15 protein-coding genes are annotated in these 15,456 nt (G+C 64.0%); 9 read left to right on the top strand and 6 right to left on the bottom strand.

The window, feature by feature from the left end:
• Position 1 precedes the first annotated feature (1 nt).
• Genes ASD04_RS07680 through ASD04_RS07665 form a run of 4 tightly spaced genes read left to right on the top strand, consistent with a single transcriptional unit; the run spans position 2 to position 2,687 of the window.
• Entirely contained in the window at positions 2-760 is a 759-nt protein-coding gene (locus ASD04_RS07680; RefSeq protein WP_056255484.1) for a FadR/GntR family transcriptional regulator, read from the top strand.
• Complete coding sequence (gene kduI / locus ASD04_RS07675) at positions 757-1,587, top strand: 5-dehydro-4-deoxy-D-glucuronate isomerase (RefSeq protein WP_056254918.1); 831 nt, start codon at positions 757-759, stop codon at positions 1,585-1,587. Before ASD04_RS07680 ends, kduI begins: the two co-directional genes overlap by 4 nt.
• Positions 1,584-2,348 (top strand): 2-dehydro-3-deoxy-D-gluconate 5-dehydrogenase KduD, encoded by a 765-nt coding sequence (kduD, locus tag ASD04_RS07670; protein ID WP_056254914.1) that lies wholly within the window; start codon positions 1,584-1,586, stop codon positions 2,346-2,348. Before kduI ends, kduD begins: the two co-directional genes overlap by 4 nt.
• Positions 2,349-2,351: 3 nt before the next feature.
• Positions 2,352-2,687: a cupin domain-containing protein gene (locus ASD04_RS07665; RefSeq protein WP_056254910.1), complete on the top strand. Its 336-nt coding sequence runs from the start codon at positions 2,352-2,354 to the stop codon at positions 2,685-2,687.
• A gap of 144 nt (positions 2,688-2,831) precedes the next feature.
• Here ASD04_RS07665 and ASD04_RS07660 read toward each other — a convergent pair whose 3' ends face one another.
• Entirely contained in the window at positions 2,832-3,449 is a 618-nt protein-coding gene (locus ASD04_RS07660) for a hypothetical protein (protein ID WP_056254908.1), read from the bottom strand.
• Positions 3,450-3,531: 82 nt separating this feature from the next.
• Between ASD04_RS07660 and ASD04_RS07655 the strand changes: the two genes are divergently transcribed.
• The 4 genes from ASD04_RS07655 to ASD04_RS07640 all read left to right on the top strand — a co-directional run bounded on the left by ASD04_RS07655 (position 3,532) and on the right by ASD04_RS07640 (position 8,037).
• Positions 3,532-4,149 carry a trimeric intracellular cation channel family protein gene (locus ASD04_RS07655; protein ID WP_056254904.1) on the top strand — a complete coding sequence of 206 codons (618 nt, stop codon included), beginning with the start codon at positions 3,532-3,534 and terminating at the stop codon, positions 4,147-4,149.
• Positions 4,150-4,234: 85 nt separating this feature from the next.
• Positions 4,235-5,449 (top strand): mannonate dehydratase, encoded by a 1,215-nt coding sequence (uxuA, locus tag ASD04_RS07650; RefSeq protein WP_056254902.1) that lies wholly within the window; start codon positions 4,235-4,237, stop codon positions 5,447-5,449.
• A gap of 281 nt (positions 5,450-5,730) precedes the next feature.
• Positions 5,731-7,629, top strand: coding sequence for an ATP-binding protein (locus ASD04_RS07645; protein ID WP_056254898.1), 1,899 nt, complete (start codon positions 5,731-5,733; stop codon positions 7,627-7,629).
• A 12-nt stretch (positions 7,630-7,641) separates the two neighbouring features.
• Positions 7,642-8,037, top strand: a complete 396-nt coding sequence (locus ASD04_RS07640; RefSeq protein ID WP_056254896.1) for a response regulator — start codon at positions 7,642-7,644, stop codon at positions 8,035-8,037.
• 166 nt (positions 8,038-8,203) lie between these two features.
• Here the strand turns inward: ASD04_RS07640 and ASD04_RS07635 are convergent, their stop codons facing one another.
• Both ASD04_RS07635 and ASD04_RS07630 read right to left on the bottom strand, forming a co-directional pair.
• Positions 8,204-8,593, bottom strand: coding sequence for a response regulator (locus tag ASD04_RS07635; RefSeq protein ID WP_056254894.1), 390 nt, complete (start codon positions 8,591-8,593; stop codon positions 8,204-8,206).
• 11 nt (positions 8,594-8,604) lie between these two features.
• Positions 8,605-9,960, bottom strand: coding sequence for a pyridoxal phosphate-dependent aminotransferase family protein (locus tag ASD04_RS07630; protein ID WP_082531065.1), 1,356 nt, complete (start codon positions 9,958-9,960; stop codon positions 8,605-8,607).
• Between the two features lie 207 nt (positions 9,961-10,167).
• Here ASD04_RS07630 and ASD04_RS19975 point away from each other — a divergent pair, with 207 nt between their 5' ends.
• On the top strand, positions 10,168-12,567 hold the full coding sequence (locus ASD04_RS19975) for a bifunctional diguanylate cyclase/phosphodiesterase (protein ID WP_056254891.1): 2,400 nt from the start codon (positions 10,168-10,170) through the stop codon (positions 12,565-12,567).
• A 49-nt stretch (positions 12,568-12,616) separates the two neighbouring features.
• Here ASD04_RS19975 and ASD04_RS07620 read toward each other — a convergent pair whose 3' ends face one another.
• The 3 genes from ASD04_RS07620 to ASD04_RS07610 are packed head-to-tail and all read right to left on the bottom strand — an operon-like array spanning position 12,617 to position 15,316.
• Positions 12,617-13,759 carry a M14 family metallopeptidase gene (locus tag ASD04_RS07620; protein ID WP_056254888.1) on the bottom strand — a complete coding sequence of 381 codons (1,143 nt, stop codon included), beginning with the start codon at positions 13,757-13,759 and terminating at the stop codon, positions 12,617-12,619.
• A gap of 10 nt (positions 13,760-13,769) precedes the next feature.
• Entirely contained in the window at positions 13,770-14,504 is a 735-nt protein-coding gene (locus ASD04_RS07615) for an ABC transporter permease subunit (RefSeq protein WP_056254884.1), read from the bottom strand.
• The gene (locus ASD04_RS07610) at positions 14,504-15,316 is read right to left on the bottom strand and encodes an ABC transporter permease subunit (RefSeq protein ID WP_056254881.1); all 813 of its coding nucleotides are present in this window, start codon (positions 15,314-15,316) and stop codon (positions 14,504-14,506) included. Before ASD04_RS07610 ends, ASD04_RS07615 begins: the two co-directional genes overlap by 1 nt.
• Positions 15,317-15,456 lie beyond the last annotated feature (140 nt).

The following is a 15,456-nucleotide window of genomic DNA, read 5'->3' as shown; positions in this document are numbered from 1 at the left end:
AATGAGCGTATCCGACGTCGGGACGGCGCCGACCGGGCGCAAGCCCAAGCTGGCCGAACTGGTGGTGGATACGCTGCGCAAGCGCATCGGCACGGGTGAATACGACACCGGCAGCAAGCTGCCCACCGAAAGCCAGATGACCAAGATATTCGGGGTCAGCCGGACGGTGGTGCGCGAGGCCATCGCGGCATTGGCCGCGGACGGGATCGTCGAGGCCCGGCAGGGCGCCGGCGTGTTCGTCATCGCCCGCGGCGGCATGCGCGCCATCGACAGCGGCAATCGCATCTCGGATGCGATCAACGTGCTCGAAGTGCGCATGGGCATCGAGATCGAGAGCGCCGGCCTTGCCGCGCAGCGGCGAACCAATTCGCAGGATGCGGCGATCCATGAGGCGTTCCACGAATTCGACCGCCTGCTCGAACGTGACGAGCCGACGGGCAAGGCCGATTTCAACCTGCATCACGCCATTGCGGCGGCGACCAGCAACCCGTTCTATGTCGAGGTGCTCAATGCGCTGGGCACCCGCGCCATTCCCTGCGATGTGCAATCGCCCTGGCGCATCGAAACGGTGCTGTCGCGCGAATATCAGCGCTCGGTGCAGGCCGAGCACTGGCTGATCGTTTCGGCGATCAGCGAGCAGGATATCGAGGCGGCGCGCCGCGCCATGCGCCGCCACCTGGTCCGCAGCCAGGAACTCTATCGCCAGCGTCTCCGCGAAGGCGGGCCGCCTCCCGATCTAAGCCAACAGGACTATCCATGACGACCAACCACGACATTCGTTTCGCCATCGACCCGGTCAGCGCCTCGACCATGAATACCGAGGAGTTGCGCGAGCAGTTCCTCATCGATGACCTGTTCGTGGCGGGGGCGGTCAACTGGACCTATACCCATTATGACCGCATGGCGGTGGGTGGGGCGGTGCCTGCCGGCAAGGCGCTGGGGCTCGACACCATCAAGCCGACGGGTACGGCCAATTTCCTCGACCGGCGCGAACTCATCGCCGTCAATATCGGCGCGGCCGGGACCATCGCGGTGGATGGAACGGACTATGCCGTGGGCTCCCGCGACATGCTCTATGTGGGCATGGGCAGCAAGGATGTGCGCTTCTCGGGCGAAGGCGCCAAATTCTACCTGCTGAGCGCGCCGGCCCATGCCAGCCACAAGACCACCCTGATCAGACAATCCGACGCCAAGCGGCTCGACCTGGGCAGCAACGAGACCGCCAACGAGCGGAGCATCTTCCAGTTCGTCAATGCCGACAGCGTCAAGACCTGCCAGCTGGTGGTAGGCCTGACCAGCTTCGCGCCGGGCTCGGTATGGAACACCATGCCCGCCCATATCCATGACCGCCGCATGGAGGCCTATCTCTATTTCGACCTCAAGCCCGACGCCTTTGTAGTGCATCTGATGGGCGAGCCGGACGAGACGCGCCACCTCATCGTGCGCAATGAAGAAGCGGTGATCTCGCCGCCTTGGTCGATCCATTCGGGCGCAGGCACCGGCGCCTATACCTTCATCTGGGCCATGGCCGGCGACAATGTCGACTATACCGATGTCGACAAGATCGGCATGGACGAGCTGCTGTGAGCGATCTCAGCGCCTTCAGCCTTGCGGGCAGGACCGTCATGGTCACCGGCGCCAATACCGGCATCGGGCAGGGCATTGCGCTCGGCATCGGCCGGGCCGGCGGCAGGGTGATCGGCGTCGGGCGCTCCAGCATGGAGGTCACGGCATCGCTGATGGCCGGGCTCGGCGCCGATTTCGTCGCGGTGCAGGCCGACCTCGGTTCCACCATGGCCGCGCAGGCGATGTTCGACGCGGCATGGGACCAGCATGGTCCCATCGATGGGCTGGTCAACAATGCCGGCATCATCAAGCGGGTCGATGCGGTGGATTTCACCGAGGAGGACTGGGACCAGGTGATGGACATCAACCTCAAGACGATGTTCTTCCTCTGCCAGTCGCTGGGGCGGAAGGCGCTGGCCGTCGGTCGCAGCGCCAAGGTCGTCAACATCTCCTCGATGCTGAGTTTCCAGGGCGGCATCCGCGTCGCCAGCTACACCGCCTCCAAGAGCGGCGTGCTGGGGATCACGCGGCTCCTGGCCAATGAGTGGGCGGCCAAAGGCATCAACGTCAATTCGATCGCGCCCGGTTATATCGAGACCAACAATACCGAGGCCTTGCGCGCCGATCCGGACCGCTCGGCCTCGATCCTGGGGCGTATTCCGGCGGGGCGCTGGGGCGCACCGTCCGACATTGGCGACGCGGCAGTGTTCCTGCTGTCGCCGGCTTCCAACTATATGCATGGCGCCGTCGTCCCCGTGGATGGCGGGTGGCTCGCGAGGTGATCCATGACTGAGCAGAAACTGTTCGCGCAAGCGGATGAGGGTGAAACCGTCGTGCTGGCGCCGGGCAATACGCGCAAGGTGCTGATCCACACGCCCGAGCTGATGCAGGTGGAATTCGGCTTCGACAAGGGCGCCATCGGCGCGCTGCACAGCCATCCCCATATCCAGGTGAGCTATGTCATCGAGGGGGTGTTCGAAGTGACCATCGACGGGGTGACGCAGGTCGTCGGTACCGGCGGCAGCTTCATCGTGCCGTCCGGGCTGGTGCATGGCGTGCTGGCACTGGAAAAGGGCCGGCTGGTGGACGTGTTCACGCCGATGCGACAGGATTTTGTGTAGCTAGGTTGCCCACATTCACGATGTCATTCCGGCGAAGGCCGGAATCCATCTTGAGATGACTGGACCTGCTGCGGGCGTGGGAAAACCTCAGGATGGATCCCGGCCTTCGCCGGGATCACGCCGTTGGTGGGGAGGGATGCGCCCCTACCCGATCTCCGCCAGCATCGCCGCATAGGCTTCGTCATGCCTCCCAGCCCACGGTTTGCCCGGACCCGTCAATTTCCCGCGCCGCGGCGGGATGAAGCTATGGATGGTGCGGCTCGGTTCCTCGTGCCATTGCAGGTTGAAGGCGGCCAGTTTTGGAAAGAATTCCATGTCAGAATAGGGCAGGTGGTCGTGGACCCACCATGCCATGGCTTCCCAGTCGCCGGTGCGTTCGTAATAGGGCACGAAGCGGTTGACGACGATGCAGGCGGTGGCGCCCATCTGGCCCTTGGCGTTGCGGCGATCCCAGATATGGCCGCCGAAATTGGTTTCGTTGCGGCCGCAATTGAGCTTGTTGATATTGCCGAAGTGGTTGACCTGGGGCGAGCGGTAGGCGGAACGGACGGATATCCTGCCGAAGCGGGCCTGCAGCGGTTCGAGCAGGGTTTGGCAGAGTACCTTGCCGGCTGCTATGGCGAGGTCCGGATCGTCGGGGATGTTCTGGAAGCCGTGGATGATGGCGATTTCCGAATAGAGGAAGTCGCGCAGGAAGAAGTTCTCGCTGAGGCGGATGCGGCCGAGGTCTTCGAGGCTTTTGACGGATTTGGGCTGGCGCATGCTGGCTCTCACTGGACGCGGCAATCTCTTGCAGTAACGTGACGAAGGACAACCCGGTTTCGACAAGGTCAGGACGGAGCCAATGCTGCTCATTGCCTTCTACATCGCCATCGCCGCCGAAGCGATGACCGCGGCACTCGCAGCGGGCCGGCGGAACATGGACTGGTTCGGTGTGTGCCTCATCGCCTGCGTCACGGCGCTGGGGGGCGGTACGCTGCGCGACATCCTGCTCGATCACTATCCGCTGTCCTGGGTGGAAAACCCCTATCTGCTGCTGGAAGTCTGCGCCGCGGCGCTGATCACCATCCCGCTGGCGCGGCTGGTGGATCGCCTGCGCTGGCCATTCCTGCTGCTCGATGCGCTGGGGCTGGTGGTCTTTACCGTCATCGGCTGCAATATCGGCATCGAGGCCGGCGTGCACCCGATCATCGTCATCGTGGCCGGCATGGTCACGGGAACGGCCGGTGGCATTTTGCGTGACGTGCTGTGCAACGACGTGCCGCTGATCTTCCAGGGCGAACTCTATGCCACGGTCTCCATGGTGGCGGGCGTGGTCTATTATCTCGGCCTGCTCTGGGGGCTGCCAGGCGATCTGATGGTGATCGTCGCCATCGTCCTCGGCTTCGCGCTGCGCGTGCTGGCGCTGGCGTTCCGCTGGGAAATGCCGAAATTCGTCTATGACCGGGAAATGCGGAAATGATGCCCCGCACCGCCGCCGAATAGGGCTTTGCGCCTGAGCGGTCCTGTGGCATGGACTTCCATACAAGAATGACGGAGTGCCTGATTTGCGACAGACGTGGCGATGGTTCGGACCCAAGGACCAGTGCAGCATCGACGATATCACCCAGGTCGGCGCGGTGGGCGTGGTCAGCGCGCTGCATCATGTGCCCAACGGGGTGGTGTGGACACCGGAGGAGATCGCCAAGCGGCATGCCGAGATCGGAACGCGCAAGGACGGCACGCCGTCGGGCCTGACCTGGGATGTGGTGGAAAGCCTGCCGGTTTCCGAGGATATCAAGAAGCAGAAGAATGCCTGGCGCGAGCATATCGAAACCTACAAGGTCTCGATGAAGAACCTCGCCGACAGCGGCATCGAGGTCATCTGCTACAATTTCATGCCGGTGCTGGACTGGACCCGCACCGACCTGCGCTGGACAGTGCCCAATGGCGGCTCGTGCATGCGGTTCGACATCAACGATTTCGCCGCCTTCGATATCCATGTGCTGCAGCGCCAGGGCGCTACTGCCGATTATACCAATGCCATAGCCGACGAGGCGGAACGGCGCTTCAGCGCCATGGACGATGCCGCCCGCAAGCAGCTGGCGCGCAATGTCACCATGGGACTGCCCGGCTCGACGGAGTCGATGTCGCTGGAGGACGTGCAGGCGCATCTGGATGAATACGGCGCCATCACCCGCGAGCGGCTGCGCGCCAATTTCGTCGATTTTCTCGATGCCGTGGTGCCAACCGCCGAGGATCTGGGCCTGCGGCTCTGCTGCCACCCGGACGATCCGCCGTTCGCGCTGCTCGGGCTGCCGCGAGTGATGTCGACCGAGGCGGACTACAAGTACATTCTCGATGCCGTGGACAGCCCCGCCAATGGCATGACGCTGTGTTCGGGGTCGCTGGGCGCGCGGCCCGACAATGACCTGCCAGGCATGATGGAGCGGCTGGGCGACAAGGTGCATTTCCTGCATCTGCGCAACGTCAAGCGCGACAGTGACGACATTGTCGGCTCGTTCTACGAGGCCGAGCATCTGGCGGGCGATACCGACATGGTGGCGCTGATCGCCGCCGTGGTGCGCGAGGAAAAGAAGCGCAGGGCCGCGGGCCGCAAGGACCACGTCATTCCCATGCGCCCCGATCACGGCCAGGATATCCTTGACGATCTCGGCCGCCGCTCGCAGCCAGGCTATCCCACGATCGGGCGGATGAAGGGGCTGGCCGAACTGCGCGGCGTGATGATGGCGCTGGAGCATGGGGCGCTGGGGCTGCGGTAGCTTGCCACAACCACTACGCCCACCCTCCCCCTTGCGGGGAGGGTAGCGAAGCTAGGCCCCTAGGGCCGTAGCAAAGCTAGGGTGGGGGTGCGGGAGCCCCGATATCCGGGCTAAACATCCCCCACCCTTGATCCCTCCCCGCAAGGGGGAGGGAGACGACTGAAAAATCCTGCCTGCATTTGTGGCCGCCACCCACTTACCTCCACGTTCCGAGCCATAATTTACGACTTTTCAAAGTGTTGCGGCCACTCTCGGGCGGTATCCGCGCGCGAGGCTGCCCCTTGGCTATCCTGACCTTCCTGCAGGGGGTGATGAACTGGTTCATCCCCCAGCATCTGAGTGGCGACCTGCATACCCGCAAGCGGGTGCAGATGTTCATCATCAGCCACGTCTTCGGGCCGATCATCGCGACGCCAATTCCGCTGTTCCTGTGGTTTGCCGATCCGCAGCCGCTGTGGCATGTGCCGATCCTGGCAGCGTCCATCTATGGGTTCTGGCCGTTCCTGGCGCTGGTGAAACTGTTCCCCCGCGCCTATACGCCGCTGGCCATGTCCTCTGTGCTGAACCTCACCTTTTGCATCCTGTGGGGCACCTATAATTACGGCGGCACCAGCTCGCCGTTCCTGGTGTGGTTCGTGCTGACGCCGCTGCTCGCCTTCATGTATCTGGGCTCGACCTGGACAGCGCGTATCTTCGTGTTCAGCCAGATCACGCTGGGCATTGCTGCGCTCTATGGCTTTTACCTCTACAGCGACTTCCCCACCCATATTCCGGTGGAGAACATGGTCGTGGCCGGGGTGCTCTCGGCGCTGGGCTCGAACATCTATGTGTTCATGATGGCGGCCTATTATTCGAGCGTGGTAGACAGCCAGTCGGAGCTGATCAAGGAAATCGAGCGCCATCAATATACGCTCAAGGCCCTGACCAGCGCCAAGGACGATGCCGAGCGCGCCAATGGCGCCAAGTCGGAATTTTTGGCCAAGATGAGCCACGAGCTGCGCACGCCGCTCAACGCCGTGCTGGGCTATTCGGAAATCCTGCTGGAGGATGCCGAACTCGACGGGCGCGGCGAGCAGATCGCGGACCTGCAGAAGATCAGCGCCGCCGGCAAGCACCTGCTGGCCATGGTCAACGACATTCTCGACATTTCCAAGATCGAGGCGGGCAAGATGGCCCTCCATATGGAGACTGTCGATCTCGACAAGCTGATCGATGAGGTCGAGGCCACGGCGCGGCCGCTGGCGGCCAAGAATACCAACAGCTTCGTGGTCGAGCGCGGATCGAGCCTGGGCACCATGCGGGCCGACGCCACCAAGCTGCGGCAGGCCATATTCAACCTGCTCTCCAATGCCGCCAAGTTCACCCAGAACGGGCAGATCACCCTGGCGGTGCAGCGCAATGGGGAGTGGATGGAAATTGCCGTGGCCGATACCGGCATCGGCATTTCGCTTGAGCAGCAGAAGGCGCTGTTCTCCAACTTTACCCAGGCCAATTCCAAGATCGCTGCGGTCTATGGCGGCACCGGGCTCGGTCTGTCGCTGAGCCAGAATCTGTGCCGGCTGATGGGCGGGCAGATCGAGATCGAAAGCGAGCTCGGCAAGGGCAGCCGCTTCACCATCCGCGTGCCGGCGCATGGCGAACAGGTGGCGCCCGAGCCCGTTGCCTCGCTCATCGTCCCGCCGCGCCAGTCGGCGCCGGAAGACGAATTCGTCGCCGAGAGCGAAGCCGATGCGGGCGAGCGCAGGGCCGGCTTTGCCGGAATGAGCGGGCATGTCATCAATCACGACCGGCGCCCGCGCCTGCTGGTGGTTGACGATGACCGCAATTTTCTCGAACTGGCCGAGCGGCTGTTCATGAAGGAAGACTATACCCCGATCTGCACCGACGCGCCGCAATCGGCGCTGCAGATTGCCCGCACGGTGAAACCGGCAGCGATCTTCCTCGATATATTGATGCCAGGCTTTGACGGCTGGGATGTGCTGGCGGCGCTCAAGGCCGATCCGGTGACCGCCGATATACCGGTGTTCATGATCTCGATCCTCAGCGAGCGCGCCAAGGCTTTGGCGGCGGGAGCCGACGGCATCGTCATGAAGCCGTTCGATGCGAGCAAGGTCAAGGCGGCTCTTGCCGGACTCAAGGCCACGCGCGGCCAGCCGCGCGCCAGGGCCGCCAACGAATAGGACGGAATACCGATGGCCCTTGTTCTCATCGTCGAAGACAATCCGATCAATCGCGACGTGCTCGGCCGAAGGCTGGAGCGGCGCGGCTTTTCCATCCGCTTCGCCGAAGACGGGCCCAGCGGCATCGCCGCCGCCAAGGCGCTGATGCCCGACGTGATCCTGATGGATATCGGCCTGGGGGAAATGGATGGCTGCGAGGCCACGCGCCGCATTCGCTCCGACCCGGAAACGGCGGCCTTGCCGATCATCGCGCTGACCGCCAGCGCCTTCGAAAGCGACCGCGCCAATGCGCTGGCCGCCGGCTGCATCGACTTCGATACCAAGCCGGTGGATTTGCCCCGCCTGCTGGGCAAGATGCAGGCCGTGCTGGGACCGAAGACCCCTGAAGCGGCGATGAATGTAGGGTAGGGCGGTTACGACCGGCCCCTACCGTTTGCTCCGATGCTACTTCTCGTAGCTCGGTGTCATTCCCGCGAAAGCGGGAATCTTCCTTTGGTGCCGTGGATTCCCGCTTTCGCGGGAATGACGCGGTGAAAGTATCGCCGCGAGGTCGGAACCGCGCGGACCCAGCCGATCAACCCGCTTTTGCCAGCCGCTTCGTCAGGGTTTCGCGCAAATGGGCGAAGTCGAGGGGCTTCTGGTGCACATGCGGGCGGCGCAGGCCCATCAGCTCGGCGGCGCGCTGCACCATGCTCAGGGTCTGTTCGTCCTGGCCGCTGACGATGATGATATCGCCCGGATATTTGGCCTCGGCCAGCATGCGGAACAGCTCGATGGCGTCGACATGGGGCATGGAAATGTCCACCGCCATCACGTCGGGCCGCAAGGCGGCCACCAGATTGATTACCCCGCGCGAGTCGGAGGTGGCGAAGGCGTCGTAGCCGCAGCGCTCCGCCACCCGCACGATCAGTTCGGCTGACGGCGCATCGTCGTCGACTGCAAGCAGCTTGAGGGCATGGCCCATGTTGGTCTCCGTCAGGCCGCGGCGCTGGCGGCGCGGGTGCGGTTCGCATCCTGCTGGCCCTCATGGCCGAGGCGGTATTCCAGATCGGCCTCGCGCATGGCCCGGGCCAGGATGGCCACGACCTGGTCGATGTCGTCCCGCGTATGGGATGCCATGACCTGGAAGCGGAAGCGGGCGCCGCCCTGCGGCACGGCCGGGTATTCGACGAGATTGGCGATGCCGCCCATGGCCATCAGGTGGCGGCTGGCAAAGCGGCCGACGCCTTCAAGGCCAAGCCGCACCGGCACGATGGGCGATGGATCGCCCAGGGTTTCGAGGCCGGCGCGGGTCATTTCGGCACGCAGGTAGAGGATGTTGTCCATCAGCTTGCGGCGCAGCAGGCGGCCCTCCTCGGAGCGCACGATATTGAGCGCGCAGAGCACGCTTGCCGCCTGCACCGGGGAGAGGGCATTCGAGAAGGTGTGGGTCGCGCTGTAATATTTGAGATATTCGGCGGTTGCCCGGCTCTTGACGGCGATGAAGCCGCCATTGGAGCCGAAGGTCTTGGAAAAACTGCCGATGATGATATCGGCGGCGTCCAGGGCGTTCTGCAGCCCGAGATGGCCGAGACCGTCCTCGCCGATGGAGCCCAGGTCATGGGCGCAATCGACCAGCAGGGTGGCGCCGAACTCGTCGCAGAGCGCGCGCATGGCCAGCAGGTCCGGCGTGTCGGAATGCATCGAGAACAGGCTCTCGGTGACCACCATGATGCCGTTTTCCGCGTCGTTGGCGCGAATGCGCGAAAGCTTGCGGGCCAGGGCTTCGAGGTTGAGGTGGCCATGATAGTGGATGTTCTGGGTCGCGGCCTTGGCGCCTTCCTGCAGGCACGAATGGGCGAGGATATCCATCACCACATGGTCGTTGGCGCGGACGAAGCCCTGCACCGAGCCATAGCCCGCCGCCCAGCCCGTGGGGTAGAGCACGACTTCGCGGCCGCCGAGGAACTGGGAGAGGCCCTGTTCGAGCAGCAGGGAATTGGCGGTGTTGCCGAGCAAGGCGGCCGAGCCGGCGCTATGGACGCCATATTCGTTGATCGCCGCGATGGCCGCTGCCTTGACGGCGGGGTGCGATGACAGGCTCAGATAGTCCTGGCTGGCGAAGTTGATGCCCGAGAAGGTCTCGCCGGTATCGCTGCGGGCCTCGCAGCGCGCCTGGGGGGCGGTGGAGGTCGAGCGCGCATAGGGCCACAGCTCATGTTCGCGGCGCAGGTTCTGCCAATCGTAGAAGCCGTCGGCCCGATGGATCAGGTCCGGACCTTCGGGGCTGCGGAAGTCACGCAGGCTGCCGGTCAGCGCGGCTTCGGGAACCGAATTGGTCTTGGTGGTCATAGACGCTCTCCAAATGGGGACTTTTCGCCCTTTAGAGGAGCAAAACTACTGGTGGCGCTTAAAAAACGGCTTAAGCGCCTCGGTTTATTTTGCGTAACCCGCAATCGGCAATGTTTGGGCTAAATCGTCAGTCATTCGCAGCAATTTTGCTTGAGCGCGAAAGCCCCAACACACGCAAAATTAAGTGTCGCCACCGCATGTTAGGGTATGAGCGTCGCACCGGGTTCGGGCCTGATTTCCCTGATCAACGGCTTTGTCGACCGCGCCATCGGTGCGGACGGGCTGTCGCCGCATGTTCGCGACAAGCTGCTGCGCCAGCAACTGGGTTCGGTGACGCGCATGACGCCAGCCATGCTGGTGGCCTCGGTGGTGGTCTCGGCTGTCTTCCTGATCCTCACCTGGCAGACCACGCGGTTCTGGCCGATCCTGGCCGCCATCGGCGTCATTCTCATGATCGGCCTGCACGGCACCTACCTGGCCTTCGTGCATCCGCAGGACAACACGGACGCGCCGCCGCGCCGGTCGGTAATGCGGACCATCGTCTATGCGCTGCTGCTGGGGAGCCTGTGGGGCTTCGTGCTGAGCGTGCTGCCGATGGACCAGGACCCGGCCATTCGCGGCGCGGCGACCATAGGGGCGGGCGGCCTGCTCTGCGTCTCGATGATGGCGCTGGTCAATTATCCGCAGGCGCTGGCGGCTTTCTCCATACCCCTCATCATCGGTGCGCTGGGGACCGTGCTCGGGCTCGACACCACCCCCGACGTCTGGGTGCATGGCACTCTGCTGATGGGTTTCACCTTCGTCATGGTGATCATCACGCTCAATCACGCCGCCGCTTTCGTGGCGCATCGGGCGTCGGAAACCCAGCTCAAGGAAAAGCGCGAGATCATCGGCTTGCTGTTGCGTGAATTCGAGCAAAGCACCTCGGACTGGATTTGGGGTTTTGATGCCGAAGGCGCGATCAACCGCATGTCCGGCGGTTTCACGGCTGCGACAGGGGTCTCCGAGGAGGCGCTGCTAGGGGCCGACTTCGTGCATTTCCTGCGTTGCATCACCCCGCCCGGCGACCCGCTGATGGCGCATGCGGAGCGGGACGTGCAGGGCCGGCAGACCTTCCAGGATATCGAATTGCGGGTTACCGCCGATGGCAAGGAGTGCTGGTGGAGCCTGACCGGCAAGCCGGCCTATGACGAATCCGGCAACTACCTGGGCTATATCGGCACCGGCTCCGACATCACCGAGCGCAAGGTGGCCGAGCGGCGGATCACCATCCTGGCACATCACGATCCGATGACGGGCCTGCTCAACCGCACCAAGTTCACCGAGCAGCTCAATTCCTGCGTGGCGCGGCTGGAGCGCTACGGCACGCCATTCTCGGTGATGTTCCTCGATCTCGACCAGTTCAAGTCGGTCAATGACAGCCGTGGCCATATGGCGGGCGACAGGCTGCTGACGCAGGTGGCGCGGCGCATCCAGGCGATGGTGCGCGAAACCGATCTGGTGGCGCGGCTGGGCGGCGACGAATTCGCGGTCATCCTGCCCAATGACTGCAATGTGGAGAGCGTCGGAGGCCTGGCGGCCCGCATGATCGAGGATATAAGGCGGGCGTATGTGATCGATGACGACCAGGTCAATATCGGGGTCAGCATCGGCATCGCCATGGCGCCGATGAATGGCACGCGGCCCGACCAGATCCTGCGCAATGCCGACCTGGCGCTCTACCGCGCCAAGGCGGATGGCCGCTCGGTCTACCGCTTCTTCGAGAGCCAGATGGATTCCGAAGCGCGCGAGCGGCGGCTGCTCGAGGTGGAACTGCGCGACGCGATCCAGAACAACGAACTGGTACTCTATTATCAGCCGCTGGTATCGGCCGATGATGGCAAGCCGACGGGCTTCGAGGCGCTGGTGCGCTGGAACCACCCGATCCGCGGCCTGGTGCCGCCGGCCGAGTTCATTCCGATTGCCGAACAGTCCAACCTCATCGTGGATATCGGCGATTGGACCATCGTGCAGGCGTGTCTGGCGGCGGTGAACTGGCCGGATCACCTGACCGTCGCGGTGAACCTGTCGGCCAAGCATTTCCGCCGCTCCGACATTTCCCTCGTGGTGAAGCGGGCTCTGGCCGTGTCAGGATTGGCGGCGCCGCGGCTCGAAATCGAGATCACCGAAGGCCTGCTGATGGAAAATCCGGAAGAGGTCGTGGAAAAGCTGGGCGAAATCCGCGCGCTGGGCGTCACCATCGCCATGGACGATTTCGGCACCGGCTATTCGAGCCTGAGCTACCTGCTCAAATTCCCGTTCGACAAGATCAAGATCGACCGCTCCTTCGTCGATGCGTCGAGCGACGATGAGGTGGCGCGCGACATCCTCAAGGCGATTGCCTCGCTGGGCAAGACCTTGAAGCTCAAGATCACCGCCGAGGGCGTGGAGACCAGGGAACAGGCCGAGTTCCTGTCCGAGATCGCCTGCCACCAGTTGCAGGGTTTCTACTTTGCCCGCCCGCTCGACCATATCGACCTGCCGCACTACCTGCTGACGCATGTCCTGCCGAGGGCGCCGGCGCTGAAGGCCGAGGCCGAGGCAAAGCTGACGGCATTGGCGGGGTAGCGCACCCCGTCTGCCGGTGGAAGGTGTAGGCGCGCGAGCGGGCCACGTCTCAGTCTTCCAGCAGGTACGCCCCGGCGCGTGTCGGCAACACCTCGCTCCCGACGATCTTGGCGATGCCGGCGCCGCGCACCACGTATTTCCCTGTGACGCGCGACAGCACGAAGCCGTCGGTTCCGGCGAGGATCGGCCGACGGGCCATGAAGGCGTCCGGGCCGTCCATGGCGATGAGATCGGCGATGGGCTGGCCCTTGCGCACGCGGTCGCCAAGTGCGACGCGATAGGCCAGCAGGCCCGGCGCATCGACGCGCAGGACCTCGGTCGCCTCGAACGGGGTTGGCCCGGGCGCTGGAACTGGCCGTGCCCCCGGGTCTGCCGCGATGAGGCCACGGGTGGCGAAAAAGCCGAACAGGCCAGCCGCATCCTCGGCACCGATGGCATCGAAGCTGTCGGCCCGGCCGCGATATTCCAGCGTCGCCGTTTCGGCGCCTGATGGAATGGGGTGATCGGGGTGGGCGAGGCGCGCCTTGCGATAGAGCGTGGGCAGCACCTCGTCGAACGAACCGCCGCCGCTATCCTCGGCGGTGAGGGTGGCGACAACGCCCATCCAGTCGGCGAGATCCTGCAGGCCCGGCATCAGTTCGGGCGAGGTGAAGATGTGCTTGAGGCTGTCGTCGTCGCAATGCAGGTCGAGCACGATATCGGACACTGCCGCGGATCTGAGCACCAGCAGGCGGAGCTGCTGGATCGCAGTGCGGGGCTGCTGGCTGTCGATCCAGTCGGCGACGGCGGCGCGGATGATGGCGATATTGGCCCCCGGGTCACGGCCCAGCCGGCCGGCGATGGCCTCGGCGACCTGGGGATAGAGATCGGGCCAGCGGCGGTTGTAGTTGACGCCGGTCTCGATGTCGTAGCGGCCGATATGATGGCGCAGCGCATAATTGGCGAGGCCCAGCGGGTTCACCGATGGGAAGATGGTGAAGTGGGCCTTGAGTTGGCCGGCGGCATCGGCGTCGCGCAACCGGGGCAGCAGGTGGTGCAGCGCCATGGTGCCGGGCTGCTCGTCGGCATGCAAGGCCGCCTGCAGATGCACCTTCATCGCGGCATCCTCGGGGCCGGCCGTATACCAGTAGAGCTCGGTGGTGGCGCCGGGTGTGTCCCCCGCCAGCGCGGTGCGATGCAGTGTAAAAGTCATTTCGTCTCTCTCAGCGCAGCCATTTTGGCGCGAAGCGCAGGCCGGGCGCGGCCGGCATATGGCGCATCAGCCGTCGATAGACCTGTCCGAACAGAAAGAAAACCACCAGCGATACGGCCAGGAAGTAGAGCGCGGCAACGGAGAAATGCAGGAAGGCGTTGTAGTCGCGCTCGAACAGCTCCTTGGCGGTGACCATCAGATCCTTCTGCTGGCCGATGACCGGCAAAGCGAAATAGACGATGGCCGTGGCGTGGAACAGGAACACCACCTCGTTGGTATAGGCGGGCCAGGCGAGGCGAATGAGATTGGGCCAGATGACGTGGCGGAACTGCTGGACCCTGGACATGCCATAGGCGCGCGCCGCCTCGACCTCGCCGCGCGGCACGGCGCGCAGGGCGCCATAGAAAATCTCGGCGGTATAGGCGGCCGTATTCAGTGTCAGCACCAGCGGGCCGATGAACAACGGATGCAGCACGAACCACGACAGGCCCATCGGCTTCCACACCGCGACATTGAAGGACAGCGCCAGCGAATAGAGCATGAAGAACTGGATGAAGAGCGGTGAGCCGCGGAAGGCATAGATGTAGCCGCGGCTCAGTCGCGAGATCAGCGGATTGGCCGACGCCTTGCCCAGTGCCAGGAAGATGGCGCAGACGAAGCCAAGCGGAATGGATGCCGCGGCGAAATAGACATTGAACACCACGGCCGGGGCGAAGAGGGCGAGTTCGTCGAGGAAGCGCTCCATCAGTCGCGCACCTCGCTGAGGATGCCGCGGCCGGCGCGCCGCATGATGGCTTCGAAGACCTTTTCGGAGAGCAAGGTCACCAGGATATAGAAGACGAACAGCACCAGGTAATAGCGCCAGCGCCAGTCTTCATGCACGAGCCCGACGGCGGGCAGGAAATTGGGTGCGCCGAGCCGGTCGGCCCACAGCACGATGTCGGCGATCTGCAGCAGCGAGAGCAGCGAAGTCGCCTTGATGATCAGCATCCAGACATTGGAGAGACCGGGCAGGGCATAGACCCACATCTGGCGGATATGGACGCGCCACAGCAACTGGCCGGCGCTCATCCCATAGGCGCGGGCGGCTTCGAGCTGCCCCTTGGGCACCGAACGCAGGGCGCCGTGGATGACGTTGGTGGTAAAGGCGCCATAGACCAGCCCCAGCGAGACCGAGGCGAGAATGAGATATTCCGGTGTGCCGAGAAACCAGTTGGCCTCCTTGCAGGGCGGCCAGGCGGCGGATTGGGCGGCGAGCATGTCCGGCGTACAGACCTGGCTGGCAATAACCCATTCCACCGCCTGTTCGAAAGCCAGCGGGAAGAACAGGAAGAACAGCACATCGGGCACGCCGCGCACGATCGAGGAATAGAATGTGCCGATGAGGCGAAGCGGCAGCAACCGCGAATTCTTGAGGGTCGCGCCGATCAGGCCGAAGACGACGGCCAGCGTGCCGCCAAGGACGGCAGCGAAAATGGTGAACTGGAAGCTCGCATACCAGGTGAGATGCTTGCCGTTGGTGATGTAGCTCAGCCAGAAGGTGAGATCTTCGCTCATGACTTGGGCCAGCCACCGGCCATCCTTCTTCCCTCGTGGGAGAAGGTGCCCCGAAGGGGCGGATGAGGGGGCAGCGATGTTTCGATGGTCGGCATATGCGGAGGCATCCCCCTCACCCGTCTCGCGCTATGCGCGATCCA

The sequence above is a fragment of the Devosia sp. Root436 genome, assembly GCF_001426345.1.
Lineage (GTDB): Bacteria > Pseudomonadota > Alphaproteobacteria > Rhizobiales > Devosiaceae > Devosia.
This window is presented reverse-complemented; position numbering and strand designations above follow the sequence as displayed.

Excerpts from the sequence above, each read along its gene's own strand:
- ASD04_RS07680 (WP_056255484.1), top strand. The coding sequence starts at position 2 with ATGAGCGTATCCGACGTCGGGACGGCGCCGACCGGGCGCAAGCCCAAG.
- kduI (WP_056254918.1), top strand. The coding sequence starts at position 757 with ATGACGACCAACCACGACATTCGTTTCGCCATCGACCCGGTCAGCGCC.
- ASD04_RS07665 (WP_056254910.1), top strand. The coding sequence starts at position 2,352 with ATGACTGAGCAGAAACTGTTCGCGCAAGCGGATGAGGGTGAAACCGTC.
- ASD04_RS07660 (WP_056254908.1), bottom strand. The coding sequence starts at position 3,449 with ATGCGCCAGCCCAAATCCGTCAAAAGCCTCGAAGACCTCGGCCGCATC.
- ASD04_RS07655 (WP_056254904.1), top strand. The coding sequence starts at position 3,532 with ATGCTGCTCATTGCCTTCTACATCGCCATCGCCGCCGAAGCGATGACC.
- ASD04_RS07640 (WP_056254896.1), top strand. The coding sequence starts at position 7,642 with ATGGCCCTTGTTCTCATCGTCGAAGACAATCCGATCAATCGCGACGTG.
- ASD04_RS07635 (WP_056254894.1), bottom strand. The coding sequence starts at position 8,593 with ATGGGCCATGCCCTCAAGCTGCTTGCAGTCGACGACGATGCGCCGTCA.
- ASD04_RS07630 (WP_082531065.1), bottom strand. The coding sequence starts at position 9,960 with ATGACCACCAAGACCAATTCGGTTCCCGAAGCCGCGCTGACCGGCAGC.
- ASD04_RS19975 (WP_056254891.1), top strand. The coding sequence starts at position 10,168 with ATGAGCGTCGCACCGGGTTCGGGCCTGATTTCCCTGATCAACGGCTTT.
- ASD04_RS07620 (WP_056254888.1), bottom strand. The coding sequence starts at position 13,759 with ATGACTTTTACACTGCATCGCACCGCGCTGGCGGGGGACACACCCGGC.
- ASD04_RS07615 (WP_056254884.1), bottom strand. The coding sequence starts at position 14,504 with ATGGAGCGCTTCCTCGACGAACTCGCCCTCTTCGCCCCGGCCGTGGTG.
- ASD04_RS07610 (WP_056254881.1), bottom strand. The coding sequence starts at position 15,316 with ATGAGCGAAGATCTCACCTTCTGGCTGAGCTACATCACCAACGGCAAG.